This is a genomic window from Pedosphaera parvula Ellin514 (genome assembly GCF_000172555.1).
Taxonomy (GTDB): domain Bacteria; phylum Verrucomicrobiota; class Verrucomicrobiia; order Limisphaerales; family Pedosphaeraceae; genus Pedosphaera.
In genome coordinates this window covers 1-17968 of the sequence record NZ_ABOX02000058.1, presented here as the reverse complement: position 1 = coordinate 17968, position 17968 = coordinate 1, and the positions used below count along the sequence as shown (strand labels likewise).

At 53.2% G+C, this 17968-nt stretch carries 17 protein-coding genes and 2 pseudogenes; 6 read left to right on the top strand and 13 right to left on the bottom strand.

What is annotated here, in order from left to right; genetic code table 11:
* Positions 1-17 precede the first annotated feature (17 nt).
* From purF to purS, 4 genes and pseudogenes are all read right to left on the bottom strand, one after another.
* Positions 18-1478, bottom strand: a complete 1461-nt coding sequence (gene purF, locus CFLAV_RS27645) for an amidophosphoribosyltransferase (RefSeq protein WP_007418213.1) — start codon at positions 1476-1478, stop codon at positions 18-20.
* Between the two features lie 45 nt (positions 1479-1523).
* Positions 1524-3835, bottom strand: a pseudogene (gene purL, locus CFLAV_RS37940) (phosphoribosylformylglycinamidine synthase subunit PurL).
* 108 nt (positions 3836-3943) lie between these two features.
* Positions 3944-4657, bottom strand: coding sequence for a phosphoribosylformylglycinamidine synthase subunit PurQ (gene purQ / locus CFLAV_RS27635; RefSeq protein ID WP_007418210.1), 714 nt, complete (start codon positions 4655-4657; stop codon positions 3944-3946).
* Between the two features lie 53 nt (positions 4658-4710).
* Positions 4711-4947, bottom strand: a complete 237-nt coding sequence (gene purS, locus CFLAV_RS27630; protein WP_007418209.1) for a phosphoribosylformylglycinamidine synthase subunit PurS — start codon at positions 4945-4947, stop codon at positions 4711-4713.
* Between the two features lie 226 nt (positions 4948-5173).
* Between purS and CFLAV_RS27625 the strand changes: the two genes are divergently transcribed.
* From CFLAV_RS27625 to CFLAV_RS27605, 5 genes are all read left to right on the top strand, one after another.
* Positions 5174-6610 (top strand): tetratricopeptide repeat protein, encoded by a 1437-nt coding sequence (locus CFLAV_RS27625; protein WP_007418208.1) that lies wholly within the window; start codon positions 5174-5176, stop codon positions 6608-6610.
* A gap of 62 nt (positions 6611-6672) precedes the next feature.
* Complete coding sequence (locus CFLAV_RS27620; RefSeq protein ID WP_007418207.1) at positions 6673-8205, top strand: DUF4331 domain-containing protein; 1533 nt, start codon at positions 6673-6675, stop codon at positions 8203-8205.
* 67 nt (positions 8206-8272) lie between these two features.
* Entirely contained in the window at positions 8273-9400 is a 1128-nt protein-coding gene (locus tag CFLAV_RS33315; protein ID WP_007418206.1) for a HupE/UreJ family protein, read from the top strand.
* Positions 9401-9492: 92 nt separating this feature from the next.
* Positions 9493-10392 (top strand): NAD(P)-dependent oxidoreductase, encoded by a 900-nt coding sequence (locus CFLAV_RS27610; RefSeq protein ID WP_040550482.1) that lies wholly within the window; start codon positions 9493-9495, stop codon positions 10390-10392.
* A gap of 7 nt (positions 10393-10399) precedes the next feature.
* The gene (locus tag CFLAV_RS27605; RefSeq protein ID WP_007418204.1) at positions 10400-11473 is read left to right on the top strand and encodes an aldo/keto reductase; all 1074 of its coding nucleotides are present in this window, start codon (positions 10400-10402) and stop codon (positions 11471-11473) included.
* A 127-nt stretch (positions 11474-11600) separates the two neighbouring features.
* On the opposite strand, the gene CFLAV_RS27600 is transcribed toward CFLAV_RS27605, so the two are convergent.
* From CFLAV_RS27600 to mbfA, 3 genes are all read right to left on the bottom strand, one after another.
* On the bottom strand, positions 11601-11798 hold the full coding sequence (locus CFLAV_RS27600; protein ID WP_007418203.1) for a hypothetical protein: 198 nt from the start codon (positions 11796-11798) through the stop codon (positions 11601-11603).
* Between the two features lie 113 nt (positions 11799-11911).
* On the bottom strand, positions 11912-12208 hold the full coding sequence (locus tag CFLAV_RS27595) for a hypothetical protein (protein ID WP_007418202.1): 297 nt from the start codon (positions 12206-12208) through the stop codon (positions 11912-11914).
* A gap of 157 nt (positions 12209-12365) precedes the next feature.
* A complete protein-coding gene (mbfA, locus tag CFLAV_RS27590) occupies positions 12366-13310 on the bottom strand; it encodes an iron exporter MbfA (RefSeq protein ID WP_040550480.1) in 945 nt (314 codons plus the stop codon).
* 187 nt (positions 13311-13497) lie between these two features.
* On the opposite strand from mbfA, the gene CFLAV_RS27585 reads away from it, so the two are divergent.
* Positions 13498-14019, top strand: a complete 522-nt coding sequence (locus CFLAV_RS27585) for a c-type cytochrome domain-containing protein (RefSeq protein ID WP_007418200.1) — start codon at positions 13498-13500, stop codon at positions 14017-14019.
* A gap of 146 nt (positions 14020-14165) precedes the next feature.
* Here CFLAV_RS27585 and CFLAV_RS27580 read toward each other — a convergent pair whose 3' ends face one another.
* The 6 genes and pseudogenes from CFLAV_RS27580 to CFLAV_RS36235 all read right to left on the bottom strand — a co-directional run.
* The gene (locus CFLAV_RS27580; protein WP_007418198.1) at positions 14166-15071 is read right to left on the bottom strand and encodes a hypothetical protein; all 906 of its coding nucleotides are present in this window, start codon (positions 15069-15071) and stop codon (positions 14166-14168) included.
* A gap of 31 nt (positions 15072-15102) precedes the next feature.
* Entirely contained in the window at positions 15103-15531 is a 429-nt protein-coding gene (locus CFLAV_RS27575) for a DUF1425 domain-containing protein (protein ID WP_007418197.1), read from the bottom strand.
* Entirely contained in the window at positions 15528-16367 is an 840-nt protein-coding gene (locus tag CFLAV_RS27570; RefSeq protein ID WP_007418196.1) for a COG3014 family protein, read from the bottom strand. Before CFLAV_RS27570 ends, CFLAV_RS27575 begins: the two co-directional genes overlap by 4 nt.
* Positions 16368-16374: 7 nt before the next feature.
* A complete protein-coding gene (locus CFLAV_RS27565; protein WP_007418195.1) occupies positions 16375-16707 on the bottom strand; it encodes a hypothetical protein in 333 nt (110 codons plus the stop codon).
* A gap of 33 nt (positions 16708-16740) precedes the next feature.
* A complete protein-coding gene (locus CFLAV_RS27560; RefSeq protein WP_007418194.1) occupies positions 16741-17379 on the bottom strand; it encodes a penicillin-binding protein activator LpoB in 639 nt (212 codons plus the stop codon).
* Between the two features lie 56 nt (positions 17380-17435).
* Positions 17436-17968: pseudogene (locus CFLAV_RS36235) on the bottom strand (YMGG-like glycine zipper-containing protein); the annotation flags it as partial.

The window sequence follows — 17968 nt, the reverse complement described above, 5'->3', positions numbered from 1 at the left end:
GGTCGGGGCCTATCGGTTTAAAGCAACTGCTTTTGCAGCTCTTCCTTCTTCAATTCTTCGCCTAAGCCATGCGGTTTTCCAACACGACGTTCCATGATGTGTTTGTCCACCATGGAATCATATTTCACGGGATAGTTGCCATCGTAACAGGCCATACAAAAGTTGCTTTTGGGCAGGCCGGTGGCCTTTACCATGCCGTCCTGGGAAAGATAGTGGAGGGAGTCGGCGTTAAGATACTGGCGGATTTCTTCCAATGAATGATTCGCCGCCATCAGTTTGCTGCGATCGGGGAAATCAATGCCGTAAACGCACGGATTCATATGCGGAGGGCAACTCACCATCACATGCACTTCCTTGGCACCTGCTTCTTTAAGGTTATTCACCCGGGATTTACTGGTTGTACCGCGCACAATGGAATCATCCACCACAATGACTCGCTTGCCTTTAACCAGGTTGCCAATCAAGTTCAACTTCACCCGAACGTCGAAGTCGCGAATCAATTGCGATGGTTGCAGGAAGCTGCGGCCGACGTAATGGTTGCGCACAAATGCCATCTCAAACGGAATGCCGGATTCAAGGGAATATCCCAAGGCGGCGCAGTTGCCGCTGTCTGGCACCGGAATCACAAGGTCAGCCTTGACCGGATGTTCCCTGGCGAGTTCACGGCCCATTTCGACGCGGACCTTATACACATTGCGGTCCGCGATGGTGCTGTCCGGACGGGCGAAATAAACGTATTCAAAAATGCAAAAAGCTCGGCGCTGATGCTCGGGAAAAGCTTTAATGCTACGCAAGCCGTTTTTATCGATTACCACGATTTCACCGGGTTCCACGTCGCGGATGAACTCCGCATGAATCAAATCAAAAGCGCAGGTTTCACTGGCTAAAACGTAAGCGCCATCCACCTTGCCAATGGAAAGAGGACGAAACCCATGTGGGTCGCGCACACCGATGAGTTCGCGTTCGGTTAGAATGCAAAGGGAGTAAGCACCTTCAATGCGGCGGACAGTTTCAATCAAATTGTTATCGTGACCGCCGAGTGTTGGTTGGGCCAGCAAGTTCAGCACGATTTCGCTGTCAACAGTGGTTTGAAACATCAAACCTTGCGCTTCCAGTTCATCGCGCACCTGGGCTGCATTGGTCAGGTTGCCGTTATGCGCAATGGCGATGCGCCCTAATCGGCAATTACCCGTGAGCGGTTGCGCATTGCGGATATGCGAAGAACCGGTCGTGGAATAACGCGTATGGCCGATCGCCATGTTACCGGTCAATTCGCTCAGGGCTTCGCCCTTGAAGATTTGCGATACCAGCCCCATCCCTTTGTATTCGTTAAAGTGTCCGTTATCGGACGTTACAATGCCGGCGCTTTCCTGGCCCCGATGCTGCAAGGCGTACAACCCATAATAGGTAAGTTGAGCCGCATTTGGATGGCCAAAAATGCCGAAAACACCGCAATAATGTTTGGGATAGTGCTGCATGAATAATGGTCGAATCAGGTTTTCTAAGTGCTTCAACTTCTGGTATTAAGCCATTGCACGGGCAATGGAATTCCACCACAGATCATGTAATTCGCGTAAGTCACCGCTCAAGCTGTACCCACTCGTCTTGATTTGCAATGCCGTTCCGCCTACCGAGCCGATTTTTATTGCCGGAATGCCCAGAATTTTGGCTTGTCCCAAGACCTTGCCCGCTTGGTGTTTATCCACTGATATGATCACCCGGCTCTGGGTTTCACCGAAAAGAAGAGCATCCAACCGCGTCCCAGTGATGCTTGAAAGATCGATATCCGCACCGATCAAACGTGGGGTTTCGCGTGCGACCTGCTGGGAGATACAAGATTCCGCCAAAGCCACGGCCAAACCGCCATCGCTACAATCGTGAGCGCTCTTGACCACCCCGGAATAAATCAATGATCGCAATCCCAGGTGAAGTTCCTTTTCCTTGTCGAGATTACAACGCGGAGGGGTGCCGGTCTTTTTGCCGTGGATCCGTTGCAGATATGCCGACCCGCCCAGGCCGAGCAGGGGATCGCTGGTATCGACAATATCCCCCAACAAAATAATGGCGTTTCCTTCGTCCTTGAACCATTGCGTGGTGATATGCTCCGGCTTTTCAACCAGACCAACCATTGCCACCGTGGGTGTGGGATCGATGGGACCATTCGGATTTTGATTATAAAGACTGACGTTGCCACCCGTCACGGGGGCGTTGAAGGCACGGCAGGCTTCTGCAAGACCACGAACCGATTCTTTCAATTGCCAGAAAATTTCCTGATTGTGCGGATTGCCATAGTTCAGATTGTCCGTTGAACCGAGCGGCACCGCACCCGAGCAGGCCAGATTGCGCGCGACTTCCGCCACGACGGTCTTTGCACCTTCGTAAGGGTCGAGATAAACGTAAGCGGCATTGCAATCGACTTTCAAGGCAATGAACTTCTCCACATTGGACGCAGTTTCCTGGAGGCCGGGTTTTAGCGGCGGCAAGGAATCAGTCTTGATACGAATCACCGCAGCATCAGAGCCTGGGAGGACCGCCGTGCCATCGCGCACCATATGATCGTATTGGCGATAAACCCAGTTCTTCGAGGCAATGGTTGGCCAGGCGAGCAAGTCTTGAGGTTGCCTGCGGCATCCTGCGTGTCGGGCACCTCGTTCAGCGTAAAGGCGCGCACGGGCTTCAAATATTCTGGCTCCTTGAATTCGCGCTGATAAATGGGTGCTTCATCGGCCAACTTACTGGCCGGAATATCCGCAACCGGTTGACCGTGGTTCTTCACCACCATGCGGCTGCTGTCGGTCACAAAACCAATTTCGGCCCAGGGCAAATCCCACTTATCAAAAATGCGCTGCACTTCGGCTTCGCGCCCTTTCTTGACGATGATCAACATGCGTTCCTGCGATTCGCTGAGCATGATCTCGTAAGGCGTCATGTTGGGGGCGCGTTGCGGCACCTTGCTGAGGTCGATTTCGATGCCCGTGCCAGCGCGCGCGGCGGTTTCGCAGGTGGAACAGGTAAGGCCGGCGGCGCCCATGTCCTGAATGCCAGCGACGGCATCGGTGGCGAGCAATTCCAGACAGGCTTCCATCACCAACTTTTCCATGAAAGGATCGCCGACCTGCACGGCACCACGCTGTTGCTCCGCTGATTCCTCGGTCAAATCCTGGGATGCAAATGCCGCACCGGCCAGGCCATCGCGACCGGTCGCGGGTCCGACATAAAATACCGGGTTGCCAATTCCTTTTGCGGCGCCGCGGGCAATCTGATCGTGGCGCAGCACGCCCAGGCAGAAAGCGTTTACGAGCGGATTTCCCTCGTAAACCTTATCGAAATAAACTTCACCGGCAATGGTCGGAATGCCGAAGCAGTTGCCGTAGTGCGCAATTCCGGAAACAACCCCGCTGAATAGACGTCGCACTTCGGGTGAAGTGAGTTCACCGAAACGGAGAGAATCCACCGCACAGACCGGGCGTGCGCCCATGGTGAAGATATCGCGGATGATGCCGCCCACGCCGGTGGCTGCGCCTTGGAAAGGTTCCACGGCGCTTGGATGGTTGTGGGATTCGATTTTAAAAGCAATCGCCAGGCCGTCACCAATATCGATGATCCCGGCATTCTCTTCGCCTGCACCTACGAGAATTTTGGGCGACTTGGTCGGAAAAGTTTTCAGCAACGGACGGCTGTTTTTGTAGGAGCAGTGCTCACTCCACATCACGGAGAAGATGCCGAGCTCAGTGTAATTCGGCTCGCGACCAAGGATGCCCTTGATGCGTTCGAATTCATCAGGTGTGAGGCCGTGTTGTTTGATCAGTTCAGGTGTTATGGCTGGATCGCTCATTCACTTTAAATGTATTCAATCGTAACTTGGCGATTCGTCAAAGCGAATCGGTTTCGACAAATTATATGCCTGCAACCAGGTCTCAAGGGCTGCTACTTTCATGGAAGCTCAAGCCGCTTTGGCCACGTTTTTGTTCTGAAGGTAATTAAGGAAGCTTTCGAAGATCAGCCGTCCATCGGCACTGCCGAGGAGGGGTTCACAGGCGCGCTCAGGATGAGGCATGAGACCAGCCACGTTTCGGCGTTCATTGCAAATTCCCGCAATGTTCTGGACGGAGCCGTTGGGATTAGCTACTTCAGTCGCCTCGCCCTTGTCGTTGACGTATTGCCAAAGAATTTGATTGTTTGACTTAAGCCTGGAAATCGTTTCTTCGTCCGCAAAATAGCAGCCCTCGCCATGGGCAATCGGTATGCGCATCAGCTTGCCGTCGGGAACCTGGCCCGTAAATGGAGAATCCTTCGTGACCGTCTTCACGAACACATGCTCACAGCGAAACTGGAGCGAACGATTGCGAATCAGTGCGCCGGGAAGCAGGCCGGCTTCGCAAAGGATTTGGAATCCATTGCAGATGCCAAGCACCAGGCCGCCATTGGCAGCGAAGGTCTGCACTGCTTGCATCACCGGGCTGAAACGGGCAATGGCACCGGTGCGCAGATAATCGCCATAGCTGAAGCCGCCCGGAATCAGCACGGCATCGACATCGCCCAGTGAGGTTTCCTTGTGCCAAAGCAGGCGGGCAGAATGGCCAAAGACATTGCGCAGGGCGTGCACGGCGTCCTGGTCGCAGTTCGATGCGGGGAATTGAAGAACAGCAAAATTCATATTCTAATCATAAATGTGGGAAAAACCGCATTTCCCGAAGCTCTTAACATGACTCATTCCAGCTCAAAGCGATAGTCCTCGATCACCGGATTACTCAAAATTTTGTGACATGCCTCATCGATCTGTTTGCGAATGGTCTCCTTATCGCCGGCGACCTCAATTTCCAGATATTTTCCCACATGAACCGCGCTAATTCCTTGATAGCCCATGTGTTCGAGCGCGTTTTGTACGGTTTTACCTTGAGGGTCAAGAACGGCCTTTTTTGGCGTGATGATAATCTTAGCTTTCATGTCGATGCAAATGCCCTGCGAATAGTTCGCCGAGATGTTGGTAAAAGCAAGGCCGGGTGGCGAGTAATTTCTTTTCGAAAAAGAGTGACCGGAAACTCATCAAACCTGGTTCATTGCGTTCCTTTGCAAAGCGCAAATAATTGCGAGTGGGGTGTTTTGCCCATCAAGGAGTAGGTCCTCACCTGATTGCGAAAAAGTGTGTGTTCAAATGAAATAGGACCCCTTGATGAACCAGAAGAAGAGCATTTTGAAGCTTGGCTGGTTTGTGGGTTGTTTCTCCGGGCTGGTTGCGGCGATCCTTTGTTTAACTGGTTGTGAGCCGAAGGTGCCCAAAGTTGAGAAGGACCAGCCTGCAAACACCAACAAACCACAAGCACAGGTTAATGGCACCGAGTTGGCCGCGACGCCTGATCCCTGCAGCATCATCCTGCTGCCGACGCAAGGGGCGACAAGCGTGGATCAGGATATTTCCAAAGCCCAGCAAGTTATCAAGGCCGGAGGATTCAATGCCTTTGTCTCGATTGAAAAACTTGGCTGGCTTTACGTTTCCAAAGCCCGCAGCACCTTTGATCCGGGCTATTACAAGCTGGCGGAGCAATGTGCCTTATGCATGGCGGACAAAGAACCGACAAATCTGGCGGCCCTGCTTTTGCGCGGTCACGTGCTGGATAGCATGCATCGCTTCAAGGAAGCTGAGCCGATCGCGCGGGAATTGGTGGCCAAGCGTGGGCTTTCATTTGATTACGGATTGTTGGGGGACGTATTGATGGAAATGGGCAGACTGGATGAAGCGATTGAGGTTTACCAAAAAATGATCGACCTGCGGCCTGATCTGCATTCGTACGCCCGGGTGGCGCATGTCCGCTGGTTGAAAGGTGATTTGCAGGGGGCCACGGAGGTGATGCAAATGGCGGTGCAGGCGACCAGTCCCAAGGATGCTGAAACGGCAGCGTGGGTTTACTCGCGGATGGCCAATTACCAGCTACAGGCCGGGAACATTGACAATGCCTTAAAACATTCTGAAGCGGCACTCGAATTTCAAAAGGATTACGCCCCCGCACTGCTGGCCAAGGGACGGCTTTTGCTTGCGGATCATCGCGAAGAAGAAGCCATCGAACCGCTCAGACGCGCGGTCGCGCTGAATCCATTGCCGGATTACCAATGGACATTGGCAGAGGCTCTGCGCGCCACCGGTAAACCTGATGCGGCTTTGGAAAATCAGATCAAGCAGATGGGGCCGGCGTCTGATCCGCGCACTGCCTCCCTCTATCTGGCCTCCACCAAGCAGGATCCTGCCACAGCCGTTCGGCTGGCCCAGGAGGAACTTAATAACCGTGGAGACGTGCAATCTCATGATGCACTCGCCTGGGCGCTGGCTTCCGCCGGCCAATATGAAGAGGCTGCGGTTCATAGTGACGCAGCGCTGGCTGAAGGCACGCAGGATGCCAGGATGTTTTACCATGCGGGAATTATTGAAGAAAATCGGGGCAACTCCGAAAAAGCCATGCAGTTACTGATTGAAGCTCATGGCTATCAACAAATGCTGCTACCTTCCGAAAGAGATAATTTAACCGACCATCTAACGGCCCTGGGATTGAATCTGGCGGGTTTGGAACCACAGATCATCGATTCAGACCGTAAGCTTGTTGCCACAGGAAAATAATCCTCTGTAGCAATATTATAACCGAACAAAACCAAGTCAGAAGTAAGAAAGGAACCGTTCACATGAGAATCCCCAACCTTAAACTACCGTTCGCACGGGCCATGGCGCTGGCTGTGTTGAGCTTTATTCCTGCTGCAGCTTTTGCCAGCAGCCATATGGACGCGCCCTTGATTACACTCGATCCCGCTGCAAATACGGCGGACGTTTATGCTTTCGTCAGCCAGCTTCAAACAGGTACGAACACAGACACCGGGGCACCGACCTTCACCAAATACCTGACGGTTGCACTGACAGTGTATCCATTCGAGGAACCTGGCGAAGGGCCAAACAACTTTCGTTTTGATGATAATGTGTTGTATACCATTCATATCTGCAAAACGAACGCCAACAACTTTCGCAACAAGAATAACGACCTGGCCACCGGCACCAAAACCATTACCTATCAGTTCAAGTTCAACACCCAATATCAAAATAGAGGAACGATTCTAAACTCCTTCCTCGGTGTGGTGAACGATGTGGGTGACACGAATCAGAACATGATTCAAACCTATCAGGTTTTCAAAGTGGACAATAAGAATGGCAACTCCAGCACCCTTTTGGGTTCGGGCATAGTTCCGCCCAATAATCAAGGTATTGCCACGCCATTCTACAATCAGGGTGACAACGGGAACAATCCCGCAAGACCGGGCGTAACCACTACCAATGAACTGGATCGTTATACCCTCGAAAGCATTGCTCAGTTGGGTGGCGGTTACCTCGCCTTTGCGGGACAGCGAGATGACGGCTTTTATGGCGATATCCAGGCCATCTTCGATCTCCTGCAGTTCCACACTCCGGGTATTGATTCCCAGGGCGGCTTTAATATCCATACTATTGTATTGAATATTCCCGTTGACGATATTGGTGGCGATCGACAGGTGGTCGGAGTTTATGCCAGTAACTTTCGGCGTCAACTGACCGTGCTGCGAGATGGGGTGAATGGGAATAGCACGGCCAGTGGAGGTTACGTTCAGGTTGCCCGTCAGGGTAATCCGCTCTTCAATGAACTTTTTGTAGCGGTGGCGGATAAAGATAGATATAACCGCACTGCACCGACTGTGGACAAAAGCACGTTTGCCAAATATGCTTTAAATCCCGAGCCGGCAGCATTGTTCAGTTCAATTGTCAGCACCCTGCCTGACAATCTGCTCCACGACCGCACAGATCTTGCCACCATCTTTATCCCTGATATTATCAAGGTGGATCTTTCCACGCCACCCGCCCGCCTCGCCGGTGGTGGGGATAACGATGCCGATGATACCGGTTTCAGCCGCCTCAGCATCTTTGGCAATGACATCCTGTTCAGCACCCTGCAAACAAATGTTAATGGTGGCATCGTAGCGGGTGGCTGGCCCAATGGCCGCCGCTTCGGTGACGACGTGGTTGACATCGCCCTCACCTCCCTTGTCAGCGATCTCCGGACAAACGGCACGGGTCAAATCAGCGTCATTGGGGACAACGTCGATCATAACGATGTGCCTTTCAACAAGGTCTTCCCTTATGCGCCAACCCCCAACAACGGGCGCATACACGGACACCATGGCGTAGCTCCTTAACAGTTGAGCCGCTGTGGACTTGCAGTGGGCAAAGCCATCTCCTTTGCCCACTGTTGATTTCAAACCCATGATCAACGCGCTTACATTTTTCAAAGTGTTCCGGCTGGCAGGTCTGGCTGTTCTCTGGCAGCTCTGCAGATTAACAGTCCAAGCCCACGATCCGGGATTAAGCGCGGTCGCATTGCAGTTGCGGGAGGATTCACTTCATGCCGATCTCTCGATGGCATTGGGTGACGTCCGCCTGCTGGTGCCTTCGTTGGAGGCCTCCGGGGATGGTCACGTAATCCGGCAGACGTTTGAGACTGCCCAGCCGCAACTCCGGAAGCTGGCGGAACAATCCCTCGAGGTGACCTGGGGAGGGGGACAGATGCGGCCTGAAGGGATTCAAATACAGGCAGATAACAGCCAGGCCATTCATTTCCTTATCAATTTCCCACGGGAGAGGTCCTCACACCTGAGCGTGCGCTCCGCTCTAATATCGAGGCTATCCCGTGGGCATCGTCAATACGCGGCATTGCGCGGCGAACATGGGGAACTTCTTGCTGAACGCATGCTCGACGCGAGCAACTGCACTTTGGAAAGCGCAGTGCCAACACTTGTCGCTTCAACGGTTCCAAAGGTTCCGGTTTCCAATCCCCAAACCTTTCGCAGTTTTCTTTTCCTCGGTGTCGAACACATCCTGACCGGGTATGATCACATTTGCTTCCTGCTCGGCTTGCTGATCGTGGGTGGTAATTTAAGGGCGACCTTAAAAATCATCACCGCTTTTACCCTGGCTCATTCAATTACCCTGGCGCTCACCGTGTTGAATATTCTGCAAATTTCCCCGCGCATCGTGGAACCGCTCATAGCGGTTTCCATCGTCTATGTGGGTGTGGAGAACATCCTGCGCCGAAATAATCTCCGCCGCCGTTGGTTGCTGAGCTTTGGCTTTGGTTTGATTCATGGATGCGGTTTTGCCGCTGCCTTGCGTGAATTGAACATCGGTGCTAATGGCGGCGGTTACGCTCTTCCTCTGTTTTCATTCAATCTCGGGGTTGAGATGGGCCAACTGGCCATTGCCGCCATTGTGTTGCCCATTATTTGGAAATTGAAAAGCCAGCCTGCTTTCTCCATCCGCTTCGCTCCAGCCTGTTCAGCCATTGTTTCCCTGGCAGGCGCTTACTGGCTCATTCAAAGGGTTTGGTTCAATTAATCCCGGGGATAGGCGCAGTCACCCGGACCCCCGCCCTCGCTCCCACTTGCGAAGCTGCCAGTCCCATCGGATAGTTTTGAAGCGGGGGTTATATGGACCAAATAATTGGATTTATTGGAACAGGGAATATGGGCGCACCGATGGCCACCAGGATGTTGATGGCTGGTTTTAAACTGAAGGTTTATAACCGTACGCGCGAGAAGCTTGAGCCATTGCTTAAACTGGGTGCCCAGGCGGTTAATTTTCCAGCCGAAACCGCCGAGCCTGGCAGCATGGTAATCACCATGCTATCTGATGATGCCGCTTTGCGCGACGTGACTTTGGGATCACATGGACTCTGTGATTCCTTCGGGAGCGGTAGCCTCCATCTTTCCATGAGCACAATTTCCCCGGACACCTCCCGCGATCTGGCTCAGCGACATCGGCAGGCAGGCGGTGATTATATTGCGGCGACGGTCAGTGGCCGGCCAGATGCTGCGGCAACCGGAAAACTTGGTATTTATGTCTCCGGTGCCAGTGAGGCTAAAAAGCGGGTGGCTGACATTCTCCGCACGCTCGGCAGGAATGTCGCAGATTGTGGTGAAGATCCGGGTGCTGCGAACGTGGTTAAACTTGCTGCTAATTTTATGCTATTCAGCGCGGTCGAGGCGTTTGCTGAAGCGCTCACGTTTGCTGAAAAGCAAAATCTTGATCGCAATGCAGTCATGAAGGCCCTTTGCGACAATCTGTTCGACGATGTTGTCTATAGAAATTATGGCAAGTTGCTCGCGGAGCAACATTACGATGATCCGCAATTCAAACTGAAGCTGGCATTCAAAGACCTGAAGCTTGCGATCCAGTGCAGTGAATCGGCGGATGCCCCCATGCGCCTTGCTGAATCCCTGCACAATCGAATGCTTAGCCTCATCGCCACGGGCAGGGGCGATTGCGATTTTTCCGTCATCGGCCGCGGAGCCGCCGAGGAGGCTGGATTAATTCACGCAAACAACTAGAAAACTTATGAAGGAATTTGATCACAAAAAAGTTGCTGACCTGGACTTGCGGGCGAAATTCGAAATTCATGAAGGGGTGACCCGTCGGGAATTTCTCAAAGTGGCCGTCGTAACCAGTATTGCGGTTGGCGCCCTTGGGTCGCGCGTGTGGGCCATTGATCCCGGCGAACGAAAGGGCGATATGATTTATCGCACATTGGGAAAAACCGGCGAGAGAGTTTCCGCCATTGGTCTCGGAGGATATCATCTGGGCAGCGCGAAGGATGAAAAGGAATCGGTGCGCATCCTGCGCAGTGCCGTCGACCATGGAATTACTTTCATGGATAACTGTTGGGATTATCACGACGGGAAGAGCGAAGAGTGGATGGGGATGGGATTGAGGGATGGTTATCGGCAGAAGGTTTTCCTGATGACGAAGATTGACGGGCGGAGCAAGGCAGGGGCAGCAAGGCAAATTGACGAAAGCCTAAAGCGCTTGCAGACGGATCATCTGGATCTATTGCAATTTCATGAAATCATCCGCATGGAAGACCCGGAGAAAGTCTTCCAGGAGGGCGGCGCCATGGAAGCCGTGCAGGACGCGAAAAAGGCCGGCAAGCTGCGCTACATTGGATTCACTGGTCACAAGGATCCGCTGATCCATTTGCATATGCTCGAGACCGCGAAGAAACACGATTTTCACTTTGATGCGGTGCAGATGCCAATCAATGTGATGGATGCCCAGAACGCTCACAGTTTTGAAAACCAGGTTTTGCCAGTGCTCGTGAAAGAGCAAATTGGAGTGCTTGGAATGAAATCGATGGGTGGGGGAGTGATCCTGAAGAGCCACACGGCGACACCGATCGAATGCCTGCACTTTGCTCTCAGCCGACCCACTTCCGTGGTGATTACGGGGATGGATAAGATGGAGATTTTGAATCAGGCACTGGAGGCGGTAAGGACTTTTAAACCACTCACTGAGGAGCAGGTTGCAACGTTGTTTAGCAAAACTGCCGAGGCGGCCAGGGAGGGCAAATACGAATTATTCAAAACCTCCACAACTTTCGATGGCACGGCTCACCATCCCGAGTGGCTCACCTGACGGGATCTGGTTTTGAAGTTATGCTGTAAGCCCAGCCGTACAATCCGACTGCTTTATGGACTCCACATGAGCACATAAGGTTCTTTGAGCAGCGATGCGTTGAAAAAGTTATGGAGAGAGACGAAGGCTAATTCGAAAGAGAAGGGCTGAAGATGGCAGTGCTGCCATCCCTTCTCCAGGTCAATTTATAAATCTCGCAGAGGCGGGAAAAGAACAGTTCGGGTGTCTTGGTGTGGGTATCGCGCACTTCAAATGGCAGACGGGCTTTTGACCATTTCTCGCAATCGTCGATCCAGGAATGTTTGTAAACAGATGTCCAATTCATGGCGCACTATGACAGGGTGGAAGCAAAAGACCAGCACGATTGCTGGGAGGCCCGAATTGTAGCGCCTTGATCGGAAGCCTAAAAACAAAATAAGTTTTTGCGCTCGCCAAATATTATCCTGACTGAACAGCATTCCATGAGGGCAGGGAGCAGGGAATGCGCAGGTCGTACTTCGAATCGGGGAAGCTAAGGATGATATCCATGTTCGGGATTTTGCTTTGGAGGACGAAACCACTGGCTTTGGCACTGTGTTGAAAGTCCATGGCTTCGTCACGACTGGAGGTCCATTGGTGCGCTTTCTGCAGATAAAGCCGGGATTGCCTGTCCTGAAGCAGGATTTTCAATTGTCCGGCTTGTCCGGTTCCACCGGGAGGGTGTATCGACGGAGTAATAAAGCTGGATGAATTCATCTCTACTTATAATACGTGGCAAAGAGGTGAAATCTTTCATTAAAGTTGAAAAAGGTTATGGGCCGTGGCTTTTCGGGAGGGGTACCGCCAAGTAGGTTGGCAGGTTGAAGGCAAATGACCCTGTAGCACCAGGCGGAGGTGTCCGAAGCAAGATTGATTATGAGCTGCCGATGAGGATTCCAACCAGAAAGACAAGCAAACCTCCCAAAACTACCTGTATGATGGCAGAGGTCCATGAGGTGTCCATGTACTTATGACGAATCCAGGCGATGATGTTCAGCTCTACAATCACTACAGCGATTGCCACACCGGTGGCGGTGTGTACGTTTCGAATCAGATAGGGTAGAGTATGGCCGATGCCACCCAGTGTCGTCATAAGCCCGCAGACAAAACCACGTGCCCAGGGATGTCCGCGGCCGGTCAATGATCCGTCGTCGGAAAGTGCTTCAGCGAAGCCCATGCTGATACCCGCTCCGACGCTTGCCGCAAGACCGACCTGAAAAGTGGACCAACTATTGTGCGTGGCGAAGGCGGCGGCAAAGAGCGGGGCCAATGTGGAGACGGAGCCATCCATCAAACCGGCAAGGCCGGGTTGAATCACCTGCAGAATGAAGAGCCGTTTGCTGCGGGCGGACTCATCTTCGCTAAGCTTCGTGGCGCCTATTTCCTCAGCCGTGTGAGCGTGGTTGCGTTCCTCTTCGGCAAGGTCGCCCAAGAGTTGGCGGATGCCGGCATCATTGGTGCGGCGGCAGGCAGCTTCATAAAAGCGGCGGGTTTCGACTTCCATTGATTCGGCAGTTTTTTGAACGGCTTTGAGGCCCAGCGGACGAACCAGCCAGACCGGGCGGCGGTTGACAAAGCCTTTGACGTCCTCGCGTCGGAAGTGTGGGACGTGATCTCCGAATCGGCTCTTATAGAGGTCCAGGAGGCGATGACGATGACCGTCTTCTTCGCGGCGCATGGTATCGAACTTTTGGGCCTGTTCCGGATAGTTCTCCTTCAAGCCATCGGCGAAGTCAGCGTAAATGCGGGCATCCTCCTCTTCCAAGGAAATGGCGAGTGCCAACACTTCTCGTTCAGACAGGCTTTCAAATGAGCGCATAGTCATGGAACGATTTGGATAGTCCCATAGATGACAGAATAGCCCTAGGCGGCATCGGTTGGCAACAGGGGAGGAAAACCGCCCATATTCCGGCTGCCGGCAGTCAAAAATTGCTTGTAACCGCAACTGGCAATCCGGGTCTTAAACGGGAAGTAATTTTTAATACCACAACTGATCTGCAAAACCTATGAAACTAACCAAGCACGTGCTTACAGCGGGTATGGCGATTGTCAGTCTATCGGCCCTGGCTGCGGAACCGGATTTGAGCAAGTTGCCACCAGCATCGAGTCAAAAGGATGTGACCTATGCCAAAGATATTCAGTCAATTTTTAAAGGCTCCTGCCTGGGTTGCCATGGTGAGGAGCGGCATAAGGCCGATCTGCGTTTGGACAGCCTGGAAGGAGTTTTGAAAGGCAGCAAGGACGGTCAGGTGGTTGTGCCGGGCAAGAGCGAAAAAAGCGATTTGGTAATTGCCATCGCGCGACTGGATCCAGATACAGCGATGCCTCCGATGCGGAAGCCGGGTGGTCGTGGTCCCGGTGGACCTCCTCCGGGATCTGAGAAACGTGCTGAGCACGGCTCAACGAACGGACCTGCAGGCGGACCTCCTCAAGGCGGCCCCGGTGGTGGAAATCGCCCCATGCCAAAGCCATTAACGGCTGAGCAAGTCGGGCTGGTTCGTGCCTGGATTGATCAGGGCGCGAAGTAATTTTAGGTTCAATAACACTCCTCTCTGCCTTTCATGTTAAGGGAATGTAGAGAGGAGTTTCTGTATCGGGAAGAGGAGCTGGATAGGCGCGTGCAAATAAAAAGGGCGGACGTTAAATCCGCCCTTGTGAGAAAAAGATTGCCTGTTTACTTGACGTTATTTGCGATGTCTTCCATCAAGGCCAGGGCAGTCGCCTCGGTGACTTGATTGACGTCGAAGTTCCGCGCGGCATTGTCCAGGCCAACCCGATTGTATAAGTCTGCCGTGGAAGCCTGGCCGATGATTTTTGAATCCTTCAGCCGGATGGCTGTGGCCTGAATATCAGGGACACTTTGGTTTTGATTTCCGGAAATGCCGGGCACATTGACGGTTCGAGAGGAAATCAGGACTTCCACCGCGATATCGGCAATCGGATTCAAGACTTCACGTTCACTGCCGCTGGACGTGGTGAAGGCGCTCAATGGTTTGTCACCGATGCTTTGCGCAGCCACATGTTGATCCACTAAGCCAACTCCAGCAGCGCGTAACGGACGCCCAAATAAACGTTCCACATCACGGATTGTCTGCCGGTCGGCCAACGTCGGCGCCGGTTTCGTGCTGAGGTGATAATTATTTTTCGCAACGCTCTGTTGTGTTTCTCCAGCAACGTTATTTGTGCCTGTGGTTGCGCCACTATTTTTGGTGGTGGTGATGGTCTCGGAATGGCCCGAAAGCTTCATGCCGGAACTTTCCTCCACCAACTCGCGGTTCACATATATCAATACACGCGGGCTTTCTGCCTTCACGAAATTCGTGCGGAAGGAATCAATAATCCCTTGAGTTTGCTCCTGCGTGAGCAATGCCGGTTGGTCCGGCAGTGGCTTCTGATCATAGACGTAAACCTCGCGAGCGCCGGCTGGCACTGTCGGCGCTGCGATTGGCGTTTGCACAACCTGATAAACCGGCGGCGGCACAATCGGCACCGGCTTGTTCTCGTAACGGATCTGCTCCGCGCTCACCGCCACAGCAAACGCGGTTACAGCGGCGAAACTGATTGCAATTTGCTTCTTCATAATCAACTCCCTGGTTGGCTACGGTTTATTATTAATGAGCTTCACGAATGCGAATGGTATACTTCTTCGCCTTCGTATTCATGGCAGTGAACGTCACCGCATCTTGTCCGTTCTCGGTCAGAATGACATTGTGCCAAACGCTCTCGCCTTCGGTGGGAAATCCTTGTTCATCCTTAAACACGCAACTGGCTTGCACTTGAATGCGCCGATTCTCGCGGTTGCGCAGATTCGCAGTGACCTCGAGGCGTCCATCCGGCAACGTCCGTTGCTGAATGCCGCTGCACGTCACCGATATCTGCACGCGCGGGTCCATCAACACAATTGTGGTGTGATTTTCCAGGTCATTCACGGTCGTGTTCACGGGAACATAAGCGCCAGTATCGCGCGGTGTGGTTTCGCAGCCAGTCAGGAGTGCCGCCGCGGTGGCGAGCATGCCGATAGCCAAAAAAGTTCTCTTCATATATTTTGCGGAGTTATGGAAGTGTCACTGACAAAAACAACTTTATCGCTTTTATCTGCGGGGACATTGATGTTTATGGTTTTGGTCAAATTCGACATCGGCTGGCCGCTTCGATCCAGGAACTCAACCGTCGCGGTGTGCTGACCCGGCGGCAACTGCATCTGCGCAAAGCTCAAGTAATGCGGCAAATTATCCCACGTGCGCGTGTCGGCCTTTGGCGTCGTGTTGGCCGAGACGATCTTGGCGATCAATCCAGCCGCCGCAATCCCCAACCCGATTTCCGGATCTCGCCGATCCGCGCTGGCCGCAATCAATCCGCCTACAATCGCCGCATTACCCACGGCATCAGTCGTGCTCTTAAAAACAGCCTTGTTTGCCAACACATGATCCATTACGCGACCACCACGCGTCGTCGCCTGAAAATCAAGGTCATCGTAAGGATCCACCCGGATCGCCTGGCCATCCACCTTGATGACTGCCGCAAGCACGGGTGAAGAGGCCACGCGAATGTGCAACTCCTCACCATATTCACCCCCCGCATATTTAATCGGGCCGGGACCGAATTCGAGAAAGAACAACACGTTCGCATCCTTGTTATACGGTGGCGGCTTCGCAAAACGCTTGCACAATCTCTCCGCCCGTTGGAACGCATCATTGCCATCTCCGGCCAATTTTACCGATGCCAATCCGTCCAGATAATCCAGCAACACGTAGTCACTTGAATACTGCTGATCGTCCGCCGCGGAATCCTCCAATTGCGCGCTGCGGAAACAGGCCCGCGCATTATCCGGTTCACCATCCATCCAATACAAAATGCCCCGGTAATAATACGCCATCACCCGTTCATACGGTTCGCCGATGAACGTCTTCTTCGCCTCTTCGTGGAAGTAACCACGCGCCTGCTTCGCATCTGTCCTTGCCGTAAATGCCGCCGCGCGTCAGCAACGCATCGTCGAGCATCGTCTTGGCCTCCTGGAATTGTCCCTTGCGCAAATCCGCCGCCGCCGTCCGGTATTCCCACAAGACTTTGTCGCGCTTCGGCCCATTCGCGATGGCATTTGGACCATCCACCGCGATGTTACCCGTCAGAGCCAGCGGTGCCTGCCGCTCCGTTGTGGCGCAGCCGCTGATCAAAAGCGACACCGCGGCAAAGCATGCCCAACAACACTTTTTCATGCAGTCAATTTTTCGAATCGCGCGCTCGTTTAATTAACGATACGCCGCGTCTTCCAACCCCTGCTTCTTGATCTCGGCGGAATCTTCCCACACGATCGCGCTCGTCCGGGCATCAATGAGCTGGAACGCATACAAAATATAATCGCTGGTTCCCGCGCTGGTTCGCGTCGTCATGCCCTGCAATGAACCCGTCAGGAAATAGTCCGCTCCCTTGAATTCCACCACGCGCGGATCAGCGTTTGCCGTCACCTGGCCAGCCAGCTTCATGTTCCGTTCCTTCTGCAACGCATCCATGCGATCGCGCGCCAGGAATGATACCTTGCCCGCCGACTTGCTGTTCAGCTGCGTCCGAATCCGCGTCAGAAAAATGTCCTTGTTGATCGGGAACCGCGTTTCATTTTTCACTGGATCCAGCACCACGCACGGCACTCCTTGCGCCTGCGCAATCTGCGGAATCCCCAAAATACTCCGCGACATCTTGTCGGTTACCGCCACCAGGTCTTGCGATTCCATGCCCGTCCCCGCCACGAAACCACGCTCATCCGGACGCATCTCCGTCACCGCTACGCCGGAAGGATTACGCACGCCCGAGGAGGCGCAGCCGGCCATCATGCTGGCGGCCAGGATTACCAAAGCTGATTTAGAATGCTGTTTAATAAAACTTAGGTTCATAAATAAAAGGTGATTATATGGTGGATTGCTTGCTGAAATTCAACTTGTTTTAATGCTCAACGTCCGAACAAACCATTCGCGCTGCTCATCGGCGTCGTGGTGTAATAATAATTGTTGATGATTGTTGTTGGCGGTGATGCGGGCTGCTGCTGTTGCACTGGCACAGGTTGTTGGTGTGTTACAGGAGCTGCCTCGTAATAGGAAGGGGCGCTGTAATAAGTCGGCGCCGGGAAATAGGAGTAATAATCAGGACCGCCATAAAGCGAAACTCCCCAGCCGCCACGCCATCCACCATAATAACCACCCCAATAAGGTCGGTAACCGTGGTAGCCGTAATAAGGCCCGTGATACCCATAACCAGCGTGATAGCTCACACCATAATATCCGCCGTTATAATAACCATCGTGCTGCGCCGCATGCGCCAGGTTCCCTGCCAAAAATCCACTCGCAGCTCCAATCGCCGCGCCCTCTCCCGCATGACCATGCCCCACCGCCGAGCCGATCGCCGCTCCCAAGCCAGCCCCCATCAACGCGCCTCCCGTTGACTCAGGATTAAACAATTGCGCCTGGGCTGACACCACCAAACCCA

Excerpts from the sequence above, each read along its gene's own strand:
- CFLAV_RS27580 (WP_007418198.1), bottom strand. The coding sequence starts at position 15,071 with ATGAAGAAGCAAATTGCAATCAGTTTCGCCGCTGTAACCGCGTTTGCT.
- CFLAV_RS27600 (WP_007418203.1), bottom strand. The coding sequence starts at position 11,798 with ATGAATTGGACATCTGTTTACAAACATTCCTGGATCGACGATTGCGAG.
- purF (WP_007418213.1), bottom strand. The coding sequence starts at position 1,478 with ATGCAGCACTATCCCAAACATTATTGCGGTGTTTTCGGCATTTTTGGC.
- CFLAV_RS27575 (WP_007418197.1), bottom strand. The coding sequence starts at position 15,531 with ATGAAGAGAACTTTTTTGGCTATCGGCATGCTCGCCACCGCGGCGGCA.
- CFLAV_RS27625 (WP_007418208.1), top strand. The coding sequence starts at position 5,174 with ATGAACCAGAAGAAGAGCATTTTGAAGCTTGGCTGGTTTGTGGGTTGT.
- CFLAV_RS27585 (WP_007418200.1), top strand. The coding sequence starts at position 13,498 with ATGAAACTAACCAAGCACGTGCTTACAGCGGGTATGGCGATTGTCAGT.
- mbfA (WP_040550480.1), bottom strand. The coding sequence starts at position 13,310 with ATGCGCTCATTTGAAAGCCTGTCTGAACGAGAAGTGTTGGCACTCGCC.
- CFLAV_RS27610 (WP_040550482.1), top strand. The coding sequence starts at position 9,493 with ATGGACCAAATAATTGGATTTATTGGAACAGGGAATATGGGCGCACCG.
- CFLAV_RS33315 (WP_007418206.1), top strand. The coding sequence starts at position 8,273 with ATGATCAACGCGCTTACATTTTTCAAAGTGTTCCGGCTGGCAGGTCTG.
- CFLAV_RS27560 (WP_007418194.1), bottom strand. The coding sequence starts at position 17,379 with ATGAACCTAAGTTTTATTAAACAGCATTCTAAATCAGCTTTGGTAATC.
- CFLAV_RS27595 (WP_007418202.1), bottom strand. The coding sequence starts at position 12,208 with ATGAATTCATCCAGCTTTATTACTCCGTCGATACACCCTCCCGGTGGA.
- CFLAV_RS27620 (WP_007418207.1), top strand. The coding sequence starts at position 6,673 with ATGAGAATCCCCAACCTTAAACTACCGTTCGCACGGGCCATGGCGCTG.
- purS (WP_007418209.1), bottom strand. The coding sequence starts at position 4,947 with ATGAAAGCTAAGATTATCATCACGCCAAAAAAGGCCGTTCTTGACCCT.
- CFLAV_RS27570 (WP_007418196.1), bottom strand. The coding sequence starts at position 16,367 with ATGGCGTATTATTACCGGGGCATTTTGTATTGGATGGATGGTGAACCG.
- purQ (WP_007418210.1), bottom strand. The coding sequence starts at position 4,657 with ATGAATTTTGCTGTTCTTCAATTCCCCGCATCGAACTGCGACCAGGAC.
- CFLAV_RS27605 (WP_007418204.1), top strand. The coding sequence starts at position 10,400 with ATGAAGGAATTTGATCACAAAAAAGTTGCTGACCTGGACTTGCGGGCG.
- CFLAV_RS27565 (WP_007418195.1), bottom strand. The coding sequence starts at position 16,707 with ATGAAAAAGTGTTGTTGGGCATGCTTTGCCGCGGTGTCGCTTTTGATC.